The sequence below is a fragment of the Runella sp. R5_40 genome (assembly GCF_057652295.1).
In genome coordinates this window covers 1-24,154 of the sequence record NZ_JBYFCH010000043.1, presented here as the reverse complement: position 1 = coordinate 24,154, position 24,154 = coordinate 1, and the positions used below count along the sequence as shown (strand labels likewise).

Below are 24,154 nucleotides of genomic sequence, written 5' to 3'. Positions count from 1 at the left end.
TGGTACTGTTTGTTAAAAATACTCAATCTTGAAATTTTACCATAGTACAAACCTAAAGGGCGACCCCGTCTGCACTCGACCCTCGACACTCCCTATTACAGTTCTTCGATTTTCAAAATATGATTAGGATTGGGACAAAGTTGCAAAAACTTTTCCCGTTCTGCCAATGAACACACACCAGGGAAGTCGCCTTTGAGGCCAAGCATAGCTGTCATCAGCTGAAAATGAAGGTGAGGCGGCCAATCGCCGTTGATAGGGTAATTGCCAAAACTCGCAAAACGTTCCCCTTCTTCGATGACCTTGCCTTCGTACAATCCCCGCAAGGACTCTTCGCTGAGGTGGCCGTACAACGAATAAAAGGTCGTTCCTTCAAGTTGATGTTCCAAAATAATCGTTGGACCGTAGTCGCCAAAGTTAGCATTATTAGCAAAACTATGCACCTTGCCGTCGAGTGGGGCAAAGACGGGTGTACCCGCCGACGCCCAAATGTCAATGCCCAAATGAATACAACGCGGCTCGTCGGTTTGTTGGAAATGCGCACTGCGGCGGTAAATCGTGCGGTGTTCGTTATAGCCACCTACGCCTACCACCACTTTGGCTTGTTGCAGCTTTCCAAAAACATAGTCCGAAAAAGCTTCACTGTTTTGCAAATCGACGGTGGCTAGGTCGGGATTGTTGTCCGTAAAATCAAGCACAAGGTAGTTGCCTTTTGACCACTGAAAAGGAACCACAGGCGCAAAGTCATGACGAAGAAGTAGTTGCTCAATCAAAACACGTTAAAATTACGATGGTTGACAAAAAGAATTGACACAACAAAAGTAGTAATAACCCCTCGACATCCTTATACAGTTTTAAACCTTTATATCCATAACAAAGATGAAAAAAACGGTTAGTCTTGTCGCACTACTCTTTTTGGCGACGGCTGGGTTTGCCCAAAAAGCAAAAACAGGAAAATGGATTTCACTTTTTGACGGAAAATCGTTGGCAGGCTGGAAAGTAGGCGAAAATGCGAGTTCGTTCAAAGTCGAAGACGGCGCTATTGTGGTCAATGGCCCGCGCGGTCACTTGTTTTACGACGGCGAAATCAACGGCCACGACTTCAAAAATTTTGAATACAAAGCCCAAGTAATGACCTTCCCAAGTGCCAATTCTGGTATGTACATTCATACTAAGTACCAAGAAAAAGGCTGGCCTTCCAAAGGATACGAAATTCAAGTAAATAACTCACATACCGACTGGCGCCGTACAGGAAGTGTTTATGGCGTGCAAGATTTGAAAGATGTGTTTGTCAACGACAACGAATGGTACACCGAGCACATCATCGTGGAAGGCAAGCGTATTCGGGTCAAAATCAATGACAAAACGGTGATTGACTATACCGAACCTGAGGAAGTAGGACAGAAAATTACGGAAGGCCGTAAAATCAGCAACGGTACTTTTGCCCTCCAAGCCCACGACCCCAAAAGCAAAGTGATGTACAAAGACATCATGGTAAAGATACTGCCAGATTAATTTTTGATTGGTTAAATTTTCTTAAATCCTTTTTGAAAACGCATTGAGCAGAAACTTATGCTAACTTTGCGGTGTGAAAAAGTGGTTATTCATCATCGTTTGTAGCATTTGGTCGGCAGTAAGCTACGGCCAAATTCGTATGCCAGGAAACGGGTCGTTTGGCGGCGGCGGGGGAGGTGGCTTAGGTCAAGGTGGACAAGTCAAACTCGACGATTCGACCAAAATGATTTATGGGCCGCATACGTCGCGCTTTTTTTTGGAAGAAGATGTCTTCAACAACCGCAAGACGCTCTATGCCATAGACACGTCTTACGACGGTTTTCATCGCTATAATTTCGTCCAGCGGGCTGATTTTCAGCTGGTCGATTTGGGAAATTTGGGAACGGCTTCTCGTTCCCTCTTCTACCGCCCTATTGAGCAGATTGGAACGCAGTTTGGGTACGATGCGTACACGCCCTACGCTTATGCTGTTCAGGATGTTAAGTATTTTGATACGAAGTCTCCCTACACCAATCTGTATTTAGCATTGGGTGGTTTAGGGCAAAACATTGCCCGTTTTGACCACAGCCAAAACATCACGCCTCGCCTCAATTTGGGTATCAACGCCCAGCGTTTTACAACCAACAAGTACTTCGGCACGAGCGGTACCAGCGATTCCCAAAACAATCTGACGCAAAACTGGGCTTTTGTATTTCACGGAAATTATCGTTCCAAAGACGAGAAATACCTGCTAATGGGTCAGTTTAACCACCTGAATCACAGTGCATACGAGCAAGGCGGGATGTCGTCGGATACACTGAATTTTCGGTCAGATGGGACGATAGAATACAACAACCCGTCGGCAATTCTAAAAACGGCTCAATCGTGGGAACGTCGTAACAATTGGCATATTTACCAGCAATACGTATTGGCGCAGGGTTTTCAGGTGTATCATGTGTTTGATTATAAAAGAACCATTGATATTTATTCTGACAGCGATTTATCGCAGGGGAGTCGATACGGTTTTTACAATAATTACTACTATGATTCTACCTACCAGATACCAACTTTACAAAAAATAAATACCCTCCAGTCTAGGTCTTATATTTACAATTCGGCAAGTACCCGTCAGCAAGTTGCATTTAGGCTGGTTGAAAACAAATTTGGGATAAAAGGCCGTTACCTTGGCTTCAATTACCGCGCCCATTACCGAGTGCGTTTGATGAACATGGTAGAAAAGCATAATCAAATACCTCGCAGCATTGTGTTAGATTCTCTTTTGTCGGCAAATACAGATGGAAGTAGCAAACACAGGAGATTTGAAAACTTTGTGGGTCTTTGGTTGGCTTATTATTTGAAAGATAGCACCCAGCGCGCTACTGCCGAATTTGAATATCTTCTAGGAAAAGACTTTAAAATAAAAGGCGATATCGTAAGTAGATGGTTTTCTGTGGGTTATCTCACGTCTTTGTCGTCGCCTACTTTCCTTCAACAGTATTATAATAGTAATCACCTTCGTTGGGATAATCAATTTCGATTGGTCAACTCCAACACTATTTACGGGCAGATTAACCTCAATACCAAAAAAGTCCATTTCAGCCCACGCCTTGATTATCATTTGATTAGCAATTATATTTATTATGATACGGCAGCGGTGGTACGACAATTTACGTCGCCTTTTAGTGTAATAAAAGTGGGGGCATTGGCGCAATGGAAACCTGGGAAATTTCAGTTTTTGAGCCAGACCTACTACACACTTGTGTCGAACGACAACGTACTGCGGATTCCTCGCTTCATGGCCAACTTTAGAGCTACTTTTGACTTCGTTTATTATAAAGTATTATTCTTGCAGTTAGGGGCAGAAATCCACTATAAATCAACGTATTATGCGGATGCATATATGCCTTTGACCCAGCAATTTCATCTTCAAAATTCGATTAAAACCGAAGGCGTGGTTTATACGGAGTTTTTTATCAATGCCCGTATCAACCGTGTGCGGTTATTTATCAAAATGGCCAACGCGGGTCAAGGTTTTCAAGGGCCTTTTAACCGTGGCTATTTCTCTACTCCCCTTTATCCCGTTGTGGGACGCTCTTTGGGCTTTGGCATCAATTGGCCGCTATTTGACTAATAGTTCGTCTATAATTTACCCCCATTTAGTCGTCCAGACCTTGCATTTGGTCGTTTTTCTCTGAATACTAACAGAGAGTCAGCAACATTTGTACTTGAATTATTGTCTAAGAGATAGACAGACTTTTTATAAATACAACAATGAAGAGAATATTTTACATTCTAACAGCCGTTTTAGGTATGAATTACGCCGCTTCTGCTCAGTTCCCAGGAGGAGGAGGCTTTGGTGGTGGTGGTATGGGAAGAGGAGGGGATCGCAACGGTTCAATGGGAGGAATGAATCAACAACAGAAAGCGTTGCCTGATCTTCCTAAAGGGAACGGTCGTATCTCAGGAATTGTGGTTGACTCAGTATCAGGCAAGCCAGTGGAGTATGCTACTGTGGCCATTTTTGATGTAAAGTCAGGAAAGCCTGTCGATGGAACAGTGACGGATGTGAAAGGTGCATTTTTGTTAAAGAGTGTGCCCGATGGTGATTTTAAATTTGTGGTAAGTTTTATCGGTTACAAAAACACCGAAGTTGCTAAATTGACCATTGGTAAAGGACAAAAAGAGCAAAACTTAGGCAATGTGAGCCTTCCACCAGATGTACTTACGCTGACTGAAGTAACGGTAAAAGGTGAAAAAGCCCTTATCGAAGACAAAGTGGACCGCTTGGTGTACAACGCCGAAAAAGATATTTCTAACGCAGGTGGTGACGCTGGAGACGTACTTCGTAAAGTGCCGATGCTTTCGGTGGATTTGGACGGAAACGTGTCGATGCGTGGAAGCCAAAACATTCGCGTGCTTATCAATGGCAAGCCTTCGACCATCGTTGCCAACAGCGTAGCCGATGCGTTGAAAATGATTCCTTCTGACCAAATCAAAACGATTGAAGTAATCACGTCGCCTTCAGCAAAATACGATGCGGAAGGTTCGGCAGGGATTATCAACATCATTACCAAGAAAAACAACCTTCAAGGAATCACAGGGTCGGTTGACATTGCGGGCGGTAATCGTTCGAGTAACTTGTTTGGAAACGTCAACTTGCGTACCAAGAAATTGGGGGTTGGCCTCAATGCAGGTGGTCGTATGATGTACCCGCCAACGGGTGGTTATATCGACATCAGCCGCCAACTTGCCAACGGTGAAACTTTGCGTACACGTCAAGAAAATGATGGTCAGCAGTTGGGTGGTTTTGGAAACGTTCAGTTGAGCTTAGACTACTCGATTGATGCTAAAAATAGCCTTACGTTTAGTGCCCGCAATAGCCGTCGTGCTTTTAACCTCGAAAATAATCAGCAGTCGTATAGCTTCATTAATAGCGTAAAAACGCCAACGTTTGGTAATGAAATTATCACCAAAAACTTGGGGAATAACTTAGACCTCAACTTGGACTATACCCGCAAATATGAGAAAGAAGGAAAAGAATTTAGTGTGTTAGCGCAGTTTAGCCAAAATGCAGGTGACAACAGCTACACGCGTGATTTGTATCAAGGATTGTCAGTAGGCGAAATCACTTACCGTGAAAGTAACCCCAACAAGAGCAAGACGCAAGAACGCACAGTACAAATTGACTACCAAGACCCGTTGAGCCAATACGTACAAATCGAAACAGGGGCTAAAATGATTTTGCGCCACATCGAAAGTGATTTCCGTTTCAATTACGACAGCACAGGAACAGGTATATTGAAAGCCAATCCACTTCGTACCAACGTATTTAGCTACGACCAAAACGTGTATGCGGGTTACCTATCTTTCTTGTTCCAAACCAAAAACAAGTGGGGTTTCAAACCAGGTCTTCGTTACGAATACACGCAGTTAGCTGCTAAGTACCAAGATGCGCCAGAAACAAACTTACCTGATTTTGGCTCATTGATTCCAAGTTTGACGGTATCGAAAAGCTTGCGAGGCGGAAAAACAATCCGTTTCAGCTACAACCGTCGTATTCAGCGTCCTTCGATTCAGTTCTTGAATCCTAACGTTTCACAAAGTGATCCTTTCAATATCTCGTTTGGTAACCCGAACTTGAATCCTGAATACACCAACAACTTTGAAGTAAACTTGAGTACGTTCTTCAAAACAACGACCTTGAACTTCTCAGCTTATACCCGTATGACCGACAACTCGATTGAGACGGTTCGTTATCGTGGTGGCCAAGAATTGTTTAACCAATTGACTTTGGCACAAGGTGTAAGTACTGGAACGGTAGTTGTGAATAACAATTCTCTGTTAACAACTTTCCAAAACATTGGAAGCAACCGTGCGTACGGACTTAACGTGTTTGCGATGGTAAAACCAGCCCGTGGATTGACCATCAATGGTAACTTCGATGTGCGTTATATCATGTTGAACAGCCCTGCGTTGGGAATCAGCAACCAAAACTGGACATTTAACCTTTTTGGACAAGTACAGTACCAATTAGGGAAAGACTGGAGCGCGCAGTTGTTCGGATTTGGACGTGCTCGTGAAATTCAGTTGCAAGGAACGCAAGGTGGATTTATGGGCTATAGCTTCAACATTTTGAAAGAATTCAAAAAGAAACAAGCAAGCCTTGGCTTTGGAGCTGAGAACTTCTTGCAAAATGCCTTCAAACAGCGTACTAATTTAAGCAGCAGCACACCGGGTAACGTATTTACTCAGGAGCAAGTTAACTACATGTACAACCGTGGTTTCCGTATTACGTTCCGCAAGCGTTTTGGTAAGATGTCGTTTGATGGCAACTTCTTCCAACGTAAGAAAAGCGTGAACAACGACGACTCGAAACAAGGCGGTGATAACTCCAACGATGGCGGTGGCCAAGGTGGTGGAGGCGGCATGGGTGGACGCCGTGGTGGTTAGGACAGCTTTTTGATTATATCCATATCGTTAGAAAAAAGCCCCTACCGAGCAATCGGAGGGGCTTTTGCTTTGGATGCCAAAACCATTTGCTGGTATTGAGGAGGTTGCTTACTCGTGTGTGGGAGGTTGCTCACAACCTCCCGTGACAGGGGTTGCTTACAACCCCGCTTTTTTTGTGTGAAGGAGGTTGCTCACAACCTCCCGAGACAAAGGTTGCTTACAACCCTGCTTTTTTGAGATTTACTTCAATTTTTTGTTAAACAACGCAATCGTTCGTTCCCAAGCTTGTTTAGCCACAGCTTCGTTGTAGCGGGTAGGTGCGGTATCGTTGTTGAAAGCGTGTTGGGCACCTTCGTACACAAAAATCTGGTAATCAGTACCTGCTTTTTTGAGGGCTTCTTCATAGGCAGGGATACCCGCATTTACGCGCTCGTCGAGACCCCCGTAGTGGAGCATCAACGACGCCTTGATTTTAGGGACATCGGCTGCGTCGGCTTGGCGTCCGTAGTAAGCGACGGCAGCGTTGAGCGAGGGCACGTTTACGGCAAGCTGATTGGCCATTGCACCGCCCCAACAGAATCCAACGCAGCCAGTTTTGCCCGTACAATCGGCACGGCCTTTTAAGTAATCAAAAGCTTTGATGAAATTACTGAGGTTCTTTTTGGCGTCGAGTTGTCCAAAGTAAGAGCGTGCTTTTTCGTCGTCTCCGTTGGGTGTTCCTCCAAAGGGCGAGAGGGCGTCGGGAGCAAGGGCAATAAAGCCCGCCAAAGCCACGCGGCGAGCAACGTCTTCGATGTGCGGGTTAAGTCCACGGTTTTCGTGAATGACCACCACCGCAGGGTATTTGCCAGTTCCTGCTGGGCGAGCTAAGTAACCCTTCATTTGGGTTTCTTCTCCTGGATAAGTAACATACTCGGTCGTAAGACGCTCATCGTTGCGTTTGACCGTCATTGCATTGGCATAATTGACTTCCAAAAGCGGTAAAACGGCCATGGCAGCGGCGGTGCTGCCCGTGAGCGAAGTAAGGCGTTGAAAAAAATCTTCGCGCTTGAGGGGTTTGTGGGTGTACTCGTCGAAGAGGTTAATAATGCGTTGATCCATGATGGTAAGTAGTTTAGCAATGGGTATTGATTCTGAGTAAGTTAATAACACAATTTTGGTTAAAAACTACTTGTTTTTTGGGCGATTTCAAAGCTTTCTATCCTAAAAAATTTACATAAAAAAGGGCGGTTATGAATAACCGCCCGCACTTTCAAAAAATAGCTTAAATTGAGATTGCCAAGTCCTAGCTACCTGCTAGTTTTAGGCAATCTTCCAACGTAAGAGACGCTGGATCGGTATCTTTTGGTATTTTGATGTTGCGTTTTCCAACGGCAATATAAGGGCCGTAAGGGCCACGGAGTACCTTGACCGTTGTGTTTTCGGGAAATTCTTTGATGACTTTGTTGCTTTCTGCTTCCCGCTTTTTCTGGATGATTTCCAGTGCTTCTTCGCGGGTAAGGCGTTGTAAACTAGCGCCTTTAGGCAACGAATAGTATTTGTCATCGTGCTTGATAAACGGCCCGTATCGCCCAGTGCCAGTGGTCATTGGCTTTCCTTCCAACTCGCCGAGTCCTTCACCTTCGTTGGCAAGGTCGCCGCGTTTGAGCTTAATGGCCAGTACACACGCCTCTTCGCCTACGGTATAAGGGTCGTCGTTGCGGTCGAGCGAATAAAACTTATCGTCGTGTTTTACGTAAGGCCCGTATTTCCCAACCCCCACAATCATCGGTTTGTCTTCAAAGAACCCAACTTCGCGCGGTAGGGCAAAGAGTTCGAGTGCTTCTTCGAGCGAAATAGTTTCTACCAACTGCCCTTTTTTGAGGTTGGCGTATTGTGGTTTGGGTTCCCCTTCGATGTTTTCGCCAATCTGAACGTATGGGCCAAATTTGCCGATACGTGCCGAAACGGGCTTCCCACTTTTAGGGTCGATGCCTAGGTCGTGAACCGTATTTTTCTTAACGATGTTTGAGCCTTCGACATCCCCGATTTTTTGGTGAAAACCTTGGTAGAAACCATCAATCATTTGTTGCCATGACAGTTTACCTTCGGCAATTTCGTCAAATTCTTTTTCGACATTAGCCGTAAAAGAAAAATCAACGACGTCAGGGAATAAGTCCACCAAAAAGTCATTCACCACCATGCCTGTGTTGGTGGGAAAAAGTTTTGATTTTTCGGCCCCAAACGTCTCTTTACCTTTGGTTTCGGTAAGCTGGTCGTTGCGGAGCGAAAGCTCATTGTATTCGCGTTCTTGTCCTTTTTTGTCTTGCTTTACCACGTATTCGCGGCGAATGATGGTCGAAAGCGTAGGCGCATAGGTTGATGGTCGCCCAATGCCCATTTCTTCCAGTTGTTTCACCAAACTCGCTTCTGTATAGCGTGGTTTTGGACGTGAAAATTTCTCCGTTGCTTTAAGAATATTTAAGGCCAACACCTGCCCAATGTTGAGCGGAGGAAGCATTCCTTTGGTATCTTCTTCCTCGTCGTCTTTCGATTCCAGATATACCTTTAAGAAACCGTCAAATTTAATGACTTCTCCCTGAGCTACGAGTTCTTCCGCAGTAGTCGAAATCCCAATGGTAGCAATCGTACGTTCCAGCTGCGCATCAGACATTTGCGATGCAATGGCACGTTTCCAAATCAACTCATACAAGCGTTGCTCGTTGCGGTCGCTACTGGCTTTAAGTTCTCCAAAATTGGTCGGACGAATGGCTTCGTGGGCTTCCTGTGCCGATTCTGATTTGGTCTTGAAAACCCGCTGTTGGTGGTATTTGTCGCCGTATTCCGTCGTAATTTGGTCTTTTGCTTTTTGAAGTGCCTCTTCCGATAAGTTGGTAGAGTCCGTACGCATGTACGAGATTTTACCCGCTTCGTAGAGTTTTTGAGCTACCGTCATGGTTTGGGCCACCGAAAAACTCAGCTTACGCGAAGCCTCTTGTTGTAAGGTAGAGGTAGTAAATGGCGGAGCGGGTGATTTTTTGGCAGGTTTAACTTCCAAGTTACGGATGCTAAACGTGGCTCCTTTACATTTTTCCAAAAAAGCGCGTGCTTGGGCTTCGGTTTCAAAATTTTTAGGAAGTTCGGCTTCCAATACTTTGCCCCCTGCCAAATCGAAACGTGCCGTTACTTTATAGGTGGATTTCGACTCGTGGGCATCTACTTCTCGCTCGCGTTCTACGATGAGGCGTACCGCCACCGATTGCACCCGCCCTGCTGAGAGCGCGCTGTTGTTGCCGATTTTGATTTTACGCCACAAGACAGGCGAAAGCTCATAGCCTACAAGGCGGTCGAGAATACGACGGGCCTGTTGGGCATTGACCAAATCCATGTCTATCGAACGTGGACTTTGAATCGCTTTTTGTAGGGCGGTTTTGGTAATTTCTCGAAAAACAATCCGCTTGGTGCCATCAGACAAGCCTAATGCTTCTTTGAGGTGCCACGAAATGGCTTCTCCTTCACGGTCGTCGTCGGTAGCGAGCCATACTTCTTCGGAAGACTTGGCAAGCTTTTTCAACTCGTTGATAACTTTGGTTTTATCAGGCGATACTTCGTAGAGGGGTTGGAAACCATTTTTGACATCTACCCCTAAATCTTTATCGGGTAAGTCACGCACGTGCCCAAAACTGGACTTGACGGTGAAGTCTTTCCCGAGGTATCCTTCAATGGTTTTGGCCTTAGCCGGCGACTCTACTATTACTAAGTTTTTTGACATGGAGGGTGTGTTTGGTCCCAATTCTGCCTTCAAATATAGGAGGGTTTTGTGTAAAAAATATCAAATCCTTATTTTGGGCAGACGATTTAAGGGGTTAAACAGGTACTAACTGGTAATAAATAATGCTAGAATAGGGGATTTTTTCGATGAAAAGGCGCACTTTTAATCGCTAAAATTTTGATAAATCGAGTCCATAATCCGAACAAAATGCCCGTAATCTTCCTCGCTGAGCTGTCCCCAGCCTTGCCGACGAATCTCTTTGACGACAGGCAATACCGTTTCAAAGGTCTTTTGGCCTTCGGGTTTTAAATAAATATTAAATTTCCGACGGTCTTCCTCCGACATGCGCCGTTCGACCAAATCTTTTTTAACGAGCAAATCCAGAATACGAGTAACGGTCGGGGCATCTTTGGTGGTAAGCTCGGCAAGGGTATTTTGGCTGATTCCTTCGTTGCGAGCCACGTGGTCGATGAGCACCCATTGGTCCACGGTCAGGTCAAAGCCAGCTTCATTAAAACGCTTTTGTAGGACGTTCCTGATTTTCTTAATGGTGGTGTCGATTTTAAAAAAATAAGCACGGGAATCAGATGGGTGAGTCATTTTTATCGTTTACTATAGACCTAGAAACACAAGTTGGCTTACTAACTATTGATTTGCAAAATAAAACAAGAATATCTGACTATCAAATCGTAAGCCACGATAGACGGTAATTTGCTACTAAAACCGTGCGAAAAAACTGTTTGATGAACAAAAAATAAGCCCGATATTTGGCCTGTATGAAGACGATGTTGCTTTTAGTGGGGGTGTGTGTAGGAGAAGCATGGGGCTCATTTGCTCTCCCAGCCCGTTATTTTACCAAAAAAGAGGAAACCCTTATGGCAGTGACCATTGCTGATACGGTTAAGCCTAAGAAGACCAAAGAAACGGTCGTAAAATCGACGTTGGACAATAGCAAAGGGGAGTTAAAGGTTAAAGACGCCCAGATTGTTGATTCAGAAAAACAGTCGGGATTGATCAAAGTTACCTTCGCGATTCGAGACGTGGAAACAAATGCGCTGCTTACACGGGTTAAATTGAGAACCAAAGATTCAAAAACAGGCCAGGAGTTTGAGCCCAAATTTAACAGCGCTGATAAAAATTTCTCCATCAATGTCTTGCCCAATACCGTCGTTAGCATCTACGTGACGGCCAAAGGATATACCGAGGCTTCGGCCAATATCAACGACATCAAGCACGACCGAGTGTTGGGGTTTGAGCTTCAAAAAATAAAACCATCGGTACTAAAAATTAGGGTGTTAGACAAAGCAACGGATCGACCCATTATCGGCAGTATTCTCAATGTACGTACCAAAAGCAATAATGACGTTGAGTTTATGGCCTTAAAAGATGGTTTTACGGAACTGACTTACGATGCCGAAGAGCAACTGGAAGTGGAGGCATCGGCCAAAGGATTCACTCCTGATACCAAACAAATAACGATAGAAACGGCGCTGACTGGTAAGTCGTACGAACTAACGTACCGATTAGATAAAACGGCTGCTCTCGCTGCTCCTGCACCACCCGCGCCAACCCCTACGCCACCTCCTGCGGTAGCGACCACGCCGCCCCCTGCTGCTCCCAAGGCTACTGCTGCGACCAACGAACCGCCTAGAACGTCGGTATTTTCTAAAGAACCACCGAAAGCTCCTGCACCATCGCCTTTTAGCGAGTTGGTCAAGGGGAAGGTAATTACGCTAAATAATATTTATTTTGACCAAAGTAGCCCCGTGCTACGCCCAGAGTCGGCGCCACAGTTGGATGAGTTGGTGGCGATTTTACAAAAAAATCCAACGGCACGAATCGAAATCCGTGGGCATACCGATAATGCGGGAGATTTTGACTTGAACGTCAAACTTTCGCGGGAGCGTTGCCAAGCAGTGGTCGAATATTTAAAAACAAAGGGCATCAGTGCCGACCGCCTCGAAAGTAGAGGTCGAGGCCCTCTTGACCCTCTTGCTCCCAATACTTCTGAAGAAAACCGCAAAAGAAACCGCCGAGTAGAGTTTGTTGCGCTTTAGATTACCCTTTGCCAACTTGCCTTTTGCCCATTTGTTTTTACTTCCAAAACGGCCAACGAAGCACAAAATGCTGTTTCGGTTGTTGTTGCCGAAAAAATACTAAACCCACGGCAGCTAAGTCGATGGTGGCTGAAACGGATGGGTGGGCTTTGATGTATTCCCACGCTTGTTCCATTTCAGGCGACCAGTGAATGTCGTCAAAAACGAAGAGACTATCGTTGTGCGCTTTGGTTAAGCACGTTTCAAAGTATCTGACTGTAGGTTCGTAGCGATGATTGGCGTCAAAAAAAACAAAATCAAGGCGTTGGGTGTCTTCAACGGCTTTGGGAAGTGTCTCGTCCAAATTTCCTACCACCGTCTGAATGGGTAACGATTGCTGTGGAGACAATGCACGATTGGCCCATGACTTAAAATTTTGCTGGGCAACGCTCGCCGTTTCGGGGCAGCCTTCAAAGGTAGTGATGTGGGCCGAGGGATTGGCTTGCGCCATGTAGAGTGTTGTCAGCCCAAGCGAGGTGCCTAAATCAAAAATAGAATGATACTCAAAACGCTGAATGAGGCGATAGAACAACCGCGCCAACCGCGCCGATTTTTTGGAATGCTGGGCAATGTCTTTTACTTGTCGAGTAGAAGAAGCATTGACCCGAGAACCTGCGCCGTAGTCCGTGATTTGGAGGGTTTCTTGGCTGTGAAGCATCGTTTGGCGAATGGCTTCAATAACCTCAAAAGAAGGGAGTTGGGGGTCTTTTTTTATTGTATTTAGGTACAAATCAAATACAAACGGAGAGTGAAGTCCGTGCTCGTCTTGAGCTTTCAAAAAGTAGTTGAAAAGCGAACGTAATTGCAAAATAGGGTGATTAGGTAAGAAGGTTGTCTTTAATTCAAACGATAGGGCGCAATCATGGTAAATTCAGGAATGGCAACGTTAAACTGCTTTCCATCCACGAGGCGCTCCATGAGATAAGTGCCTACCATTTTGCCAATGCTGGTACGAAGATTACAGCCCGATACGTATTCGTGAATTTCGCCAGGTTCGAGCGTGGGCTGTTGACCCACTACGCCTTCCCCTTCTACTTCCCGAATGGTGCCATTGGAATCAAAAATATGCCAATGCCTGCGTAGAAGCTGAACGGTATGCTCGCTGTGGTTTTCGATGGTAATGCGATACGTAAACACAAAATGAGCTTGCGCCGGGCTCGAATACTCGGGCTGATACTGCGTCATAACGCTAACTCTCACACCTTCTGTTATCGCTGATGTCATGGTTGTTTGATACTTTCCTAACTTTGTAACCAAAATTAGGTCGTTGTAGTTGAAAAACCAATAGTTGACGCAAAAATTAGAAAAATGGACGTTAAAATCGACGCTTCGTGGAAAGCTTATTTGCAATCGGAGTTTGCACAACCGTATTTTGCTGATTTGGTGGCATTTGTACGGGAGGAATACAAAACCCAACAAGTGTATCCGCCTGGAAAACTGATGTTTAATGCTTTTGATAAATGTCCGTTTGACCAAACAAAAGTGGTGATTTTGGGGCAAGACCCTTACCACGGGCGCGGACAAGCCAATGGCTTGTGTTTTTCGGTTAATGACGGTGTTACCAAACCACCATCGCTCATCAATATTTTTAAAGAAATTCAGGAAGACCTCGGGCAGCCGTTTCCAGTATCGGGTAATTTGGAACGTTGGGCTGAGCAAGGTGTATTGCTGCTCAATTCGACGCTGACTGTACGAGAAGCAAGCCCAGGCTCGCACCAAGGGCGTGGCTGGGAGCGTTTTACGGATGCCGTCATCAAGTGTATCAACGACAAAAAAGAAGGAGTTGTGTTTATGCTTTGGGGGCGATATGCGCAAGACAAAGGAAAGATAATCGACCCCAAACGTCATTTTGTATTGAAGGCTAAACACCCTTCGCCGATGTCGGCCAACAGCGGCGGTTGGTTCGGAACCAAACACTTTAGCCAAGCCAATAATTACCTTCGCGGGCGCGGGCTGGAAGAAATTAGTTGGTAGAAAGAGGTTAGGTTGTGAGCCCTTGTGAGTCGGGTTGCTCACAACCCGATTCAAAAACGGGATAAGGTCAGGTTGTAAGCAACCTGACTCACAGACGATACGTTCTTTATAAAAGCAAAAGTTGTGCGAGCAAATAATCGGCAATCAAAACGGCAATACAGCTATTGGTTACGGCTGCGGTAGAGGCTTGGCCTACTTCGAGTGCTCCGCCTTGGGTAAAAAAGCCTTTGAAGGAAGAGATGGACGTAATCAAAAAGGCAAAAAAGACCGATTTGATGAGGGCAAAAGGAATGTTGAACGTACGGAAATCGAAACGTAAACCGCGAATATAGTCTTCAGGGGTAATGACGCCCGTTGCTACGCCTGCAACGTATCCTCCAAAGATTGAAAGAAAACCCGAAAGGATGACCAACATGGGGAACATGACGATGGCCGCTACGATTTTGGGGAGAACCAAGTACGAAATGGAGTTGATTCCCATTACTTCAAGGGCGTCGATTTGCTCCGTAATACGCATGGTACCCAGTCCACCTGCAATGTGAGAGCCTACTTTTCCTGAAAGTACGATACACGTAATAGTGGGGGCAAATTCCAAAATACTACTGTCGCGCACAATGAGCGAAATGATGTAATTGGGAACGAAAGGGCTTACTAAGTTGTCGGCCGTTTGGACGCAAGTTACTGCCCCCAAAAAGGTCGCCACGATTGCCACGATAAAGACGGAATTGATACCAATCTCAATACATTCGTCGAGTACTAACTTTACATAGACCCGAAACTTCTCACGGTTTCGTAGCAAAGACCCTAAAAAAATAAAATACCTTCCTAACGTTTTCATGGTTTTTGAGACAGTCGATAGTCTATAGTCGATAGTCCACAGTCGATGGTAAAATTACTATGGACTATCGACTGTGGATTATCGACCATTGGCTAATCAACAATAAACGGATAATCAGGTTCTACGTACATATCCGTGAAGATTTCAGATGGATCTGGCCACGGAGACTCTTCCGCGAATTTTACAGATTCTTCCACAATTTGTTTGATTTTGGCATCAATCGCAGCAAGATCTTCTTCAGTCGCGATGCCATTTGTCAAAATGCGGTCTTTCGTCATTTCGATTGGATCACGCTTTTTGTACTCTTCTACTTCCTCTTTGGTACGGTATTTTTGAGGGTCAGACATAGAGTGACCACGGTAACGGTACGTTTTGAATTCGAGGAAAGTAGGGCCATCGCCACGGCGAGCGCGCTCAGCAGCACGGCTAACGGCATCGTGTACGGCTTCTACATCCATGCCATCCACGGGCTCTGATGGCATATCGTAACCTTCGCCAATGGTATATAAATCGGTCACGTTAGAAGTACGATTGACTGACGTACCCATGGCGTATCCGTTGTTTTCAACGACGAAAATCACGGGGAGTTTCCACGTCATTGCCATGTTAAACGCTTCGTGTAGTGCACCTTGGCGAACGGCTCCGTCACCAAAAAAGCACATACAAAGGTTTGATGTCTTGTTGTATTTTTCCGCAAAAGCAATACCAGCACCTAGTGGAATTTGCGCTCCTACGATACCATGGCCGCCAATGAAATTATGCTCTTTGTCAAAAATGTGCATGGAGCCGCCTTTTCCTTTGGTCGTACCCGTTGCTTTTCCGTACAACTCGGCCATAATGGCTTTAGGTTCTGTACCTAGCGCCAATGGGAAGCCGTGGTCGCGGTAAGCTGTAATCCACTTGTCGTCTTTGGTAAGGGCACTGACACTTCCTGAAGAGCAGGCTTCCTGACCAATATAAAGGTGACAAAAACCACGTATTTTTTGTTGCCCATAGAGTTGTCCTGCTTTTTCTTCAAACTTACGTTGAAGCAACATCGACTCATACCAATACATGTATCTCTCTTTGGGATGGGTTATTTTAGCTGGGGTTGCTTTGGTTTTGGTTGCCATTTTTTACAATAAATAAGGTTTTCTGGTCAAACAATGAACGGTGAACTGTTGACTGTTCTATCTTTGCCACGCGAAATTAAGCATAAAACCATTCAATGCCACAGCTATACCTAGAAAAACTCCAACTTATGGGATTTAAAAACTACGAAGAGGGACGTTTTGAGTTTAGTCGTTCCCTCAACTGTATCGTGGGGGAAAACGGTAGTGGCAAAACCAATTTGCTCGACGCTATTTATTGGTTGGGGCTGACCAAAAGCGCGTTTCAGGTGCAAGATGCTTTTAGCATTCAGCACGAAGCTGATTTTATGATGGTGGATGGGGTATTCTGGAAAGATCATAAAACTGTCCAAATTACGTGCAGTTTGCAGCGCGGACAACGAAAAGTAATTTTGTCCGACAAAAAGCCGTATGAGCGTATCAGCGACCACATTGGGCTGTACCCTGTGGTGTTGGTAGCGCCCAATGATACTGATTTAGTCCGCGATGGGAGCGAAGAACGACGCCGTTTTTTTGACGGGGTATTGTCGCAGCTTGATCAACATTATCTCCAAAATTTGCTTCAATACAATAAATTATTGGCGCAACGCAACGGCGTTTTGAAGCTATTTTACGACCGCCGCTACGTGGACGATGATTTGCTAGATACGTACGATGAGCCACTTGTTGCGCTCGCTAACCGAATTTTTGAACGTCGTCAGCGCTTTTTGGAAGGTTTTGAGCCTTTGGTGCAGCACTATTATTCGTTTTTGGGAGAGGGGCGAGAGTCCGTAACGATTAAGTACGAATCAGAAGTTGAAAACCTCGATTTTCGTGATCATTTTCGGGCGCATAGGTCGCGCGATTTGAATGCCCAACGGACACTCATGGGCATCCATAAAGATGATTTTGGGTTTGAAATGGATGGGGTAGCGCTACGGAAATTTGGTTCGCAAGGACAACAAAAGTCGTTTGTGTTGGCCTTGAAATTGGCTCAATTTGACCTTATTGCCATTGAAAAAGAAATGAAGCCGTTGTTGTTGCTCGATGATATCTTTGATAAACTCGACGACCGACGTATCCAAAAACTGATACAATTGGTTGAAAATGACACTTTTGGTCAAGTATTTTTGACTGATGCCCGTCCCGAACGAACGCGAGCGTTGTTGAAAGATACGGTGGCAGAAGTACGTTATTTTGTATCAGGAACGACCTAATTGATTGAAATTTTGAAGAAAAAATAACCTTAAAATTGTATGAATAATCCGCAAGCCAATAATCCATTACACGGCATTACCCTCGAAATGATGTTACATCATTTGGTGGCACATTATGGATGGGAAACCATGGCCGAATACGTCAACATCCGCTGTTTTCAATTTGACCCCAGTATCAAATCAAGCCTAGCATTCCTTCGTAAAACTCCGTGGGCGAGGCAAAAAGTAGAAACGCTCTATTTGATGAGTTTGGACGAAAAGTAAGCAAGGTTTGGCGTGTTTTACACCTCTTCGCCTTGCAACTGCTTGTCGTATAGTTCTTTATAAGAGCCGTTTCGTTCGAGAAGCTCGGTGTGTGTACCTTGTTCGATGATTTCTCCGTCGTTTAAAACCACGATGAAATCGGCGAGTTTGGCCGACGACACACGGTGAGAAATAATCACCGAGGTGCGGTCTTGCATGATACGTTGGAGGTTGCTCAAAATCGTGTTTTCGGTTTGCGTATCTACGGCAGAAAGGCAATCGTCCAAAATCAAAATTTTAGGGTCGCGGGCAATGGCGCGCGCAATCGAAAGCCGCTGTTTTTGGCCACCCGACAGCGTGATGCCGCGTTCGCCTACTTTGGTGTCAAATCCTTCGGGGAAATCAATGATATTGGTGTACAAATCAGCGTCTTTGGCTGCTTGTTCAATTTTAGAAAACGGCAAGCCTGTTGTTCCAAACGCTACGTTTTGAGCAATAGAATCTGAAAATAAAAACACGTCTTGAGGCACGTAGCCTGTTTGGCTTCGGAGCGATTGAAGGTTATACTCTTTGAGCGGAACACCATCCACCAAAATCTGCCCTTCGGTAGGGTCGTACAAACGCGTGAGAAGGCTGGCTACGGTACTTTTTCCCGAACCTGTTGTTCCCAAAATAGCGACCGTTTCCCCTGCTTTTACGCTTAGATTAAAATGCTTGATGGCTTTGATGCCCGTGTCGGGATAAACAAACGAAACATTGTCAAAACGGATGGCGCCTTGAATGTCGCGTACTGTATTTTTCTCCGAAACAATGTCGGTTTTGGTGGTCAAAAATTCATTGATACGTACCTGCGACGCCGCCGCTCGTTGGGTTTGGCTGGTTGTCCAACCAAGGGCCATCACGGGCCATGTCAGCATACTTACGTACAAAATAAACTCAGTGATGTTGCCAGGGGTGAGTCGTCCTGCCATGATTTCCTGCCCACCAATATACACGACGAGAATGTTACTCAAGCCTACCAAGACCACAATAAAGGGATAAAACAGCGAATCGACGAGGGTCAATCCAAGCGATTTGTTGCGGTAATCGTTGCTTTGGTTGATAAAATGGCGAAGCTGCTCCCGTTCACGAACGAAAGCTTTGACCACCCGAATGCCTGAAAATGATTCCTGCACAAACGTCGAAACCGATGAAAGCTGCGCTTGCAATGCCTCCGAGCGTTTCATGATGATGTTGTTGACGTAATAAATGCTCAACGACAAGACAGGCAACGGCAGCAAAACGTAAAAAGTCAGTTTGGCGTTGACCGAAACCATGTAACTAATCACCAAAATAAACAGCGTAATGAGGTTGATGCCGTACATAATCGACGGCCCTACGTACATTCGGACCTTGCTGACATCTTCCGAAATCCGCGCCATGAGGTCGCCCGTGTTGTGGCGTCGATAAAAACTCAGCGGCAGGGTTTGGTAGTGGGCATAAATCTCGTTCTTGAGGTCAAATTCGATGTGCCGCGACATCACAATGAGTGTTTGCCGCACCATAAACAAGAAAACCCCTTTCAGCAGCGCCATGGCCAAAATCAACATCCCGTACAATAAGATACTGAAGGCAAAAATGTCGTAAAAACTGGACTGAATTTTGGAGCCTTCAAACAAAAAATAGACGTCGAGGGTATCTTTTACCAAGTCGAGGGCATAGCGAACCAATTGGGCGGGAATGATGCCAAAAAGGTTGGAAATAATGGTAAAAAGTGTTCCAAGAATAAGGTACCACTTGTATTTGACGAGGTATTTGTTGAGGTGGGCAAGTGCTTTCAAAGGCGCGCGAATTGGTTACGTTTGCTGTTTGGTATGATGGTCTAACATTATTTTTACGGAAAACGTTTGCGATAAACGTTGATTCCCTTACAAAACCAATGTCATCTGTAGTTTTCACACAGCCTGTAAAATAGAATTCCTCAAGGTACCGTCTCCAACATCCAATCAAATGGTTTTTTAGCCAAAGGAAATGTTTTATTTTTCCTCTTTAATACTACTTTCAACGAGTCATTTTGCACTTTTCCTTTGAGGATAACCGTGTTGGTGTCGGGTAAAGTGCATTGGAGAATAAACAAATTAGCACTATCGCTGGAGCGCTTTTTAAAAGAAATGGTTTGGTGCAAAGAGTCTAATTTATAACCAAAATACGCCCGTCCGTATCGAATTCTGAACAGCGTGTCGGTGGTCTGAATGCTTCCGCTGTTGTTTTTCTCAAAAATCACGTCCTTCCAGCGGAGGCTATCGGTTGCCATTCGCCCTGAGGTTTCAAACGAAGCTACGTCGAAAATACCCGTCGTCAAGACTTCCTTGGGAGGGGCGTCGTTGAAAGGATGAAGGCTTGATTGGTAGGAAGAGTAAAAAGGAAAAACGATAAATAAACCGATGAAAACAACTTTCAACAAAATACGGGTCGTTTGCATCCATTTTTCGGAAAATGCGTACGCAGGAGGCAGTGGTTCGGTAGGCTGATTGAGAACAAAAAAGCGAAGAAGACGCTGGGCATCAGTCAGCAGTAAAATACAACTAAACACAAACAAGTGCATTGAAAACAGCTTTACAGGGATGTTGTAAGCCAAATTCATCATTGCCACGTTTAGAAAAACGCCCGCAGCCACCAATGCCCCCAAGGTACTTGTGCGTCGGAAAATCAGCAAAGCCCCCGCTACGCATTCCATCACTCCCGAAAATACCTCGTAGGGCTGCGAATACCCAATAAAAAACCAAGCAAGCCGCATTGGTGATAAATCGCCAATGGGAGTGGCGAATTGGCTCAAATTGGGAAAAGGCATTTGTTGAGCATACACTTTGATAATCCCGTACACGAACGAAACCATGCTGACGTAATACCGAAGCCCTACAATAAGCCAATAGTAGGCAGTTTCGTAGCTTGGCCTTCTACGGTCGAGCAGCGACCAAAGTGCCGTTCCGACGAGGGCCATGAGGCTATGAAAGCATAATGCTGCGTAGCCAAACGAGGTGTCGCCGCTACCCGCCACGGGCACTAATACGTCCTTGATATGAAACAAGTACTGGTTGAGCCATTCTATCACTGCTTTTTCAGCGGCGGTATAAATGCCGTACACCGTGTTTATTAAAGGCAGCTGCGCAAAACCAAAGAAATTGATGCAGTAAAAACCAAGGTAAATGGCTGTGAAACGAAAAATGACTTTGCGCCAAAGTGGCCAATCGGAGGGCGATGTTATCATGCAACAAAAGGAAAGAGGTTTGTTATTTTAGGGCTATGTACAAAAAAACAAAAAATAGCTAACTTGTGCTCAATTCTATGAAAAAACTCGCGTTACAGCTGGTATTCGTGCTTCTTGGGCATTGGGCTTGCGCTCAACTACCTATTCACTACCTTGACGAACTCCCAACCATCGACGGCCAATCCAACGAATGGCCTCAGGAGTTTTTTCGGAGGTACCGCCCCCAAAGCCGTTTGGCAAAATCGACTAACGAAATGCGGTATGCGTTGGGCTTTGATGAACTGTATTTGTACGGCATTTTTGAGGTAAAAGATGCCCATTTGACCAATCTTGCCAACGATAAAAGCGGTAGCCCTCGTATTACGTTTAACGATGGGGTGGAGTTCTACATCGATACCCAAAATAACAGTAAGGTACTGATGGAGGACGATGATTATCAGTTGATTATAGATGCCATGGGAAACCTAACTGTGTTTAGAGGAGGAGATAAGTTTTTGATAAAAGTAAACGAATCGAAAGTGCCGAAAGACACCATGACGTCGCATTTTGTGATGGATTATCAGGTGGCTCGTAAGGGAACTGTCAATGATGAAACCGATCAAGACGAGGGGTATCTTATTGAGTTTCGGGTGGCTTGGGCTGCGTTGGGAGTTCGCCCGCAGATGCAAAAACGCTTTAAGGTGGATATTTGCCTCAACGACGCCGACCATTACCTCGATATTCGCCCCTTGGACGAAGAAGCGTCTATTCCTTTTTATGACTACGAAAGCATCAGTGGCGGCAAAGATTTTGGCTTTCCGACTACTTGGCAAGCGGCGGCATTGGTGGGGGAAGCAACTTGGTGGACGGGTTTTCGACGTACATTCACCAAGGGTATAGGAGTAGGTTTAGGCATCGTTTTGATTGTAATCGCTTTCGGAATTTGGCAATGGAAGCGCCGTTTCCCGACCGTTGTAACCATTGAAGAAAAAGTCTATCGAGTGATTGCACCCACAGACGTAGCTGCGGACGATGCGACTCTTGTTGGAAAAGCAGAGCGATTTGTGTTGCAAAACCTTCAGCAAGAACTTTCTCCGTCTGACCTTGCCGAACACCTTAACCTCAGCTTACGCCAGCTTCAGCGCCAACTGCGGGAAGAAGCGGATATGACTCCCACGGATTTTATTCGTAAAATTAAACTAGAAAAAGCAGCGCTCTGGCTGGTGTCTTCTCCAAAAAACGTTGCCGAAATTGCCTATGAATTGGGTTTTTCTGACCCAGCCTATTTTTCCCGAATTTTTAAGAAACACTTTGGCCAAACTCCCTCCGAATTTCAAGAAAATGCCCAAAAATCATAGATTGGCGCGATTGTACCAGTTTTTGTCGTGTTTGTAGGTCTGCATTTTATGGTAAAAAGCGAGCTTTGTTTTCAAAATAGAACACAAAGTTGTATGCAGAAACTATTGTTGAGTATCGTCTCGATTGTAGGTATTTCATGGTCAGTTTTGGCGCAAACCATTCCAGCGTTTCCAGGGGCTGAAGGCTTTGGAGCGGTGGCCACGGGAGGGCGTGGTGGGAACGTTTATTACGTAACCAATCTCAATTGTTCGGGGCCTGGGTCGCTGCAAAACGGTTTGAACCAAGCAGGAGCTAAGTATATTTTGTTCAAAGTGAGTGGGGTGATTCCGTGTGCCGCCGAAGTCTTCAAAGGGGATGTTACCATTGCGGGGCAAACTTCCCCAGGAGGAATCATTGTTCGGGGCATTATTTTGGACGAAATCTATGAGCAAAACACCAACTCACGCAATGTGATTATTCGTCACTTGCGTTCGCGCCCGAAACCTACCCAAACATTGCCCAGCCAAGGGTACGTACTCGACGATGGCTTGCGACTCGATGGCGCTTCAAATGTCATCGTGGATCATTGTTCGTTTGCCAATGCCATTGACGAAAGTGTGCAGATTTCGCATTCACGCAATATTACCATTCAAAACAGTATGCTGTCCGAAACCCTCGGTGAGCACTTTCATTTGGGGGGAATGTTGGTCAATTATTCGCGTGCCGACCACCCGCAAGACAATATTAGCATTCACCACAATGTTTGGAATCGGATCGGGGGGCGTTTCCCTGAATTGTCGTGTGAGTCACCGTTTTGCAGTTCGGCACCGCTGAATATCGAAATCACCTCGAATCTTTTTTGGGATCAGCAAATTCAGACGTGGTACAATGCCTGTACGTCGGGTGGGAGCGATTGTACCAATTTTCGACTGAACCTCAATTTTACCAACAACTATTCGGTGGTTCGTTCTACATACAACGGCCCATTAGCCTCGGCCGATTTCTTGTCCAACGCGTCCAATCGGCTGTTTGTTTCAGGAAATCGTTTGAATAGATATGCGCAATACTCAGATTATCAGTTGTTTTACTGCTGTAATGATTTTAACACAAACGCCCCTAATACCAGTTTAGGCACGGCTCAACGCCTCACAACGCGCCATTCGTTTCCATTAATTACGCTTACAATGGCGGCGGACTTGCCAACCTATGCTGCCAAAAATGTGGGAGCGTTCCCCCGTGACCCGATGGATCGGCGTTTGTTGGCACCAATTGCCTCAAACACGATTGCTTCCCAAGCCATCAACGGTACTGATTATTTCAACGACGCATTTACGTTAGATACCGCCCCACCGCCACCTGTCGATGCTGATAACGATGGAATGCCCAACGACTGGGAAACTGCCAATGGCCTGAATCCCAACGTACAAGACCACAATGGAACGCAACTCTCTAAAAAATTTACGGGGGTTGAAGGGTACACCAATTTGGAATGTTACCTCAACGAACTTTCGGATAAATTGGTAGGCCAAACGAGCGTAGTTGTGATACCTCCAAGCACGACAATTACGGGGATTGAACTCACCCCAAGCGAGCGGATTTCTGCCTCTGTAAGCCCTAATCCAGCCGAATCGGGCATTGTGGTGAAAGTAACGGGGCAAACAGGCAGTCCGTGGCGTTTTGAGTTGCTCGATGCCCTCGGACGGGTGGTTTTGCAAGAAAACAACATTTCGACGCGTGAAAAATCAAGTGCACTACCCCGGTTATTACCCAATGGCAGCTATACGATTCGGATTTATCTTGATAATCAGACGTTTTCGCAGAAGGTTGTGGTGTTGAAGTGAGTAGGGTTCATTTTACCACCATATTAGGTTAAACGCACTTAGCCTAGGAGTTTTAGAAAGAAAGTGTTAGGCAGTATTTTTGTGGATGGACTGGAAAAAGA

General features: G+C 45.4%; 19 protein-coding genes. 9 read left to right on the top strand and 10 right to left on the bottom strand.

The window, feature by feature from the left end:
• Positions 1-95: 95 nt before the first annotated feature.
• The gene (locus AC23N5_RS30955) at positions 96-770 is read right to left on the bottom strand and encodes a peptidoglycan DD-metalloendopeptidase family protein (RefSeq protein WP_487758492.1); all 675 of its coding nucleotides are present in this window, start codon (positions 768-770) and stop codon (positions 96-98) included.
• Positions 771-876: 106 nt separating this feature from the next.
• Here AC23N5_RS30955 and AC23N5_RS30950 point away from each other — a divergent pair, with 106 nt between their 5' ends.
• The 3 genes from AC23N5_RS30950 to AC23N5_RS30940 all read left to right on the top strand — a co-directional run bounded on the left by AC23N5_RS30950 (position 877) and on the right by AC23N5_RS30940 (position 6,441).
• A complete protein-coding gene (locus AC23N5_RS30950; RefSeq protein ID WP_183971406.1) occupies positions 877-1,512 on the top strand; it encodes a 3-keto-disaccharide hydrolase in 636 nt (211 codons plus the stop codon).
• Between the two features lie 73 nt (positions 1,513-1,585).
• Positions 1,586-3,622, top strand: a complete 2,037-nt coding sequence (locus AC23N5_RS30945; RefSeq protein WP_487758491.1) for a putative porin — start codon at positions 1,586-1,588, stop codon at positions 3,620-3,622.
• A 140-nt stretch (positions 3,623-3,762) separates the two neighbouring features.
• A complete protein-coding gene (locus AC23N5_RS30940) occupies positions 3,763-6,441 on the top strand; it encodes a TonB-dependent receptor (RefSeq protein WP_487758490.1) in 2,679 nt (892 codons plus the stop codon).
• Positions 6,442-6,681: 240 nt separating this feature from the next.
• Here the strand turns inward: AC23N5_RS30940 and AC23N5_RS30935 are convergent, their stop codons facing one another.
• The 3 genes from AC23N5_RS30935 to AC23N5_RS30925 form a co-directional block, all read right to left on the bottom strand.
• Complete coding sequence (locus AC23N5_RS30935) at positions 6,682-7,542, bottom strand: dienelactone hydrolase family protein (RefSeq protein ID WP_487758489.1); 861 nt, start codon at positions 7,540-7,542, stop codon at positions 6,682-6,684.
• Between the two features lie 184 nt (positions 7,543-7,726).
• Positions 7,727-10,192: a type I DNA topoisomerase gene (gene topA, locus AC23N5_RS30930; RefSeq protein ID WP_183971413.1), complete on the bottom strand. Its 2,466-nt coding sequence runs from the start codon at positions 10,190-10,192 to the stop codon at positions 7,727-7,729.
• A 162-nt stretch (positions 10,193-10,354) separates the two neighbouring features.
• Positions 10,355-10,792, bottom strand: a complete 438-nt coding sequence (locus tag AC23N5_RS30925; protein ID WP_028526256.1) for a MarR family winged helix-turn-helix transcriptional regulator — start codon at positions 10,790-10,792, stop codon at positions 10,355-10,357.
• Between the two features lie 176 nt (positions 10,793-10,968).
• Between AC23N5_RS30925 and AC23N5_RS30920 the strand changes: the two genes are divergently transcribed.
• On the top strand, positions 10,969-12,249 hold the full coding sequence (locus tag AC23N5_RS30920) for an OmpA family protein (RefSeq protein WP_487758488.1): 1,281 nt from the start codon (positions 10,969-10,971) through the stop codon (positions 12,247-12,249).
• 37 nt (positions 12,250-12,286) lie between these two features.
• Here AC23N5_RS30920 and AC23N5_RS30915 read toward each other — a convergent pair whose 3' ends face one another.
• Together AC23N5_RS30915 and apaG are read right to left on the bottom strand one after the other, a co-directional pair.
• Positions 12,287-13,066 carry an O-methyltransferase gene (locus tag AC23N5_RS30915; RefSeq protein WP_487758487.1) on the bottom strand — a complete coding sequence of 260 codons (780 nt, stop codon included), beginning with the start codon at positions 13,064-13,066 and terminating at the stop codon, positions 12,287-12,289.
• Between the two features lie 59 nt (positions 13,067-13,125).
• Positions 13,126-13,512 (bottom strand): Co2+/Mg2+ efflux protein ApaG, encoded by a 387-nt coding sequence (apaG, locus tag AC23N5_RS30910; protein WP_028526258.1) that lies wholly within the window; start codon positions 13,510-13,512, stop codon positions 13,126-13,128.
• 84 nt (positions 13,513-13,596) lie between these two features.
• Here apaG and ung point away from each other — a divergent pair, with 84 nt between their 5' ends.
• A complete protein-coding gene (gene ung / locus AC23N5_RS30905; RefSeq protein ID WP_487758486.1) occupies positions 13,597-14,262 on the top strand; it encodes a uracil-DNA glycosylase in 666 nt (221 codons plus the stop codon).
• 106 nt (positions 14,263-14,368) lie between these two features.
• Here ung and AC23N5_RS30900 read toward each other — a convergent pair whose 3' ends face one another.
• Both AC23N5_RS30900 and pdhA read right to left on the bottom strand, forming a co-directional pair.
• On the bottom strand, positions 14,369-15,100 hold the full coding sequence (locus tag AC23N5_RS30900) for an MlaE family ABC transporter permease (RefSeq protein WP_183971417.1): 732 nt from the start codon (positions 15,098-15,100) through the stop codon (positions 14,369-14,371).
• Between the two features lie 92 nt (positions 15,101-15,192).
• A complete protein-coding gene (gene pdhA, locus AC23N5_RS30895; RefSeq protein WP_028526261.1) occupies positions 15,193-16,212 on the bottom strand; it encodes a pyruvate dehydrogenase (acetyl-transferring) E1 component subunit alpha in 1,020 nt (339 codons plus the stop codon).
• 95 nt (positions 16,213-16,307) lie between these two features.
• Here pdhA and recF point away from each other — a divergent pair, with 95 nt between their 5' ends.
• Complete coding sequence (recF, locus tag AC23N5_RS30890) at positions 16,308-17,405, top strand: DNA replication/repair protein RecF (RefSeq protein WP_487758485.1); 1,098 nt, start codon at positions 16,308-16,310, stop codon at positions 17,403-17,405.
• Positions 17,406-17,444: 39 nt separating this feature from the next.
• Positions 17,445-17,669, top strand: a complete 225-nt coding sequence (locus AC23N5_RS30885; RefSeq protein ID WP_122929281.1) for a VF530 family protein — start codon at positions 17,445-17,447, stop codon at positions 17,667-17,669.
• A gap of 17 nt (positions 17,670-17,686) precedes the next feature.
• On the opposite strand, the gene AC23N5_RS30880 is transcribed toward AC23N5_RS30885, so the two are convergent.
• A complete protein-coding gene (locus AC23N5_RS30880) occupies positions 17,687-19,468 on the bottom strand; it encodes an ABC transporter ATP-binding protein (protein ID WP_183971421.1) in 1,782 nt (593 codons plus the stop codon).
• Between the two features lie 140 nt (positions 19,469-19,608).
• Positions 19,609-20,895 carry a hypothetical protein gene (locus AC23N5_RS30875; protein WP_487758484.1) on the bottom strand — a complete coding sequence of 429 codons (1,287 nt, stop codon included), beginning with the start codon at positions 20,893-20,895 and terminating at the stop codon, positions 19,609-19,611.
• A 77-nt stretch (positions 20,896-20,972) separates the two neighbouring features.
• On the opposite strand from AC23N5_RS30875, the gene AC23N5_RS30870 reads away from it, so the two are divergent.
• Both AC23N5_RS30870 and AC23N5_RS30865 read left to right on the top strand, forming a co-directional pair.
• Positions 20,973-22,232, top strand: a complete 1,260-nt coding sequence (locus AC23N5_RS30870) for a helix-turn-helix domain-containing protein (protein WP_487758483.1) — start codon at positions 20,973-20,975, stop codon at positions 22,230-22,232.
• A gap of 93 nt (positions 22,233-22,325) precedes the next feature.
• Positions 22,326-24,053 (top strand): T9SS type A sorting domain-containing protein, encoded by a 1,728-nt coding sequence (locus AC23N5_RS30865; protein ID WP_487758482.1) that lies wholly within the window; start codon positions 22,326-22,328, stop codon positions 24,051-24,053.
• The last annotated feature ends 101 nt before the right edge of the window (positions 24,054-24,154 follow it).

Bases quoted from the DNA above. Each gene is read 5' to 3' on its own strand.
- AC23N5_RS30950 (WP_183971406.1), top strand. From the start codon at position 877: ATGAAAAAAACGGTTAGTCTTGTCGCACTACTCTTTTTGGCGACGGCT.
- AC23N5_RS30940 (WP_487758490.1), top strand. From the start codon at position 3,763: ATGAAGAGAATATTTTACATTCTAACAGCCGTTTTAGGTATGAATTAC.
- AC23N5_RS30935 (WP_487758489.1), bottom strand. From the start codon at position 7,542: ATGGATCAACGCATTATTAACCTCTTCGACGAGTACACCCACAAACCC.
- topA (WP_183971413.1), bottom strand. From the start codon at position 10,192: ATGTCAAAAAACTTAGTAATAGTAGAGTCGCCGGCTAAGGCCAAAACC.
- AC23N5_RS30925 (WP_028526256.1), bottom strand. From the start codon at position 10,792: ATGACTCACCCATCTGATTCCCGTGCTTATTTTTTTAAAATCGACACC.
- AC23N5_RS30920 (WP_487758488.1), top strand. From the start codon at position 10,969: ATGAAGACGATGTTGCTTTTAGTGGGGGTGTGTGTAGGAGAAGCATGG.
- apaG (WP_028526258.1), bottom strand. From the start codon at position 13,512: ATGACATCAGCGATAACAGAAGGTGTGAGAGTTAGCGTTATGACGCAG.
- ung (WP_487758486.1), top strand. From the start codon at position 13,597: ATGGACGTTAAAATCGACGCTTCGTGGAAAGCTTATTTGCAATCGGAG.
- AC23N5_RS30900 (WP_183971417.1), bottom strand. From the start codon at position 15,100: ATGAAAACGTTAGGAAGGTATTTTATTTTTTTAGGGTCTTTGCTACGA.
- pdhA (WP_028526261.1), bottom strand. From the start codon at position 16,212: ATGGCAACCAAAACCAAAGCAACCCCAGCTAAAATAACCCATCCCAAA.
- recF (WP_487758485.1), top strand. From the start codon at position 16,308: ATGCCACAGCTATACCTAGAAAAACTCCAACTTATGGGATTTAAAAAC.
- AC23N5_RS30885 (WP_122929281.1), top strand. From the start codon at position 17,445: ATGAATAATCCGCAAGCCAATAATCCATTACACGGCATTACCCTCGAA.
- AC23N5_RS30875 (WP_487758484.1), bottom strand. From the start codon at position 20,895: ATGATAACATCGCCCTCCGATTGGCCACTTTGGCGCAAAGTCATTTTT.
- AC23N5_RS30870 (WP_487758483.1), top strand. From the start codon at position 20,973: ATGAAAAAACTCGCGTTACAGCTGGTATTCGTGCTTCTTGGGCATTGG.
- AC23N5_RS30865 (WP_487758482.1), top strand. From the start codon at position 22,326: ATGCAGAAACTATTGTTGAGTATCGTCTCGATTGTAGGTATTTCATGG.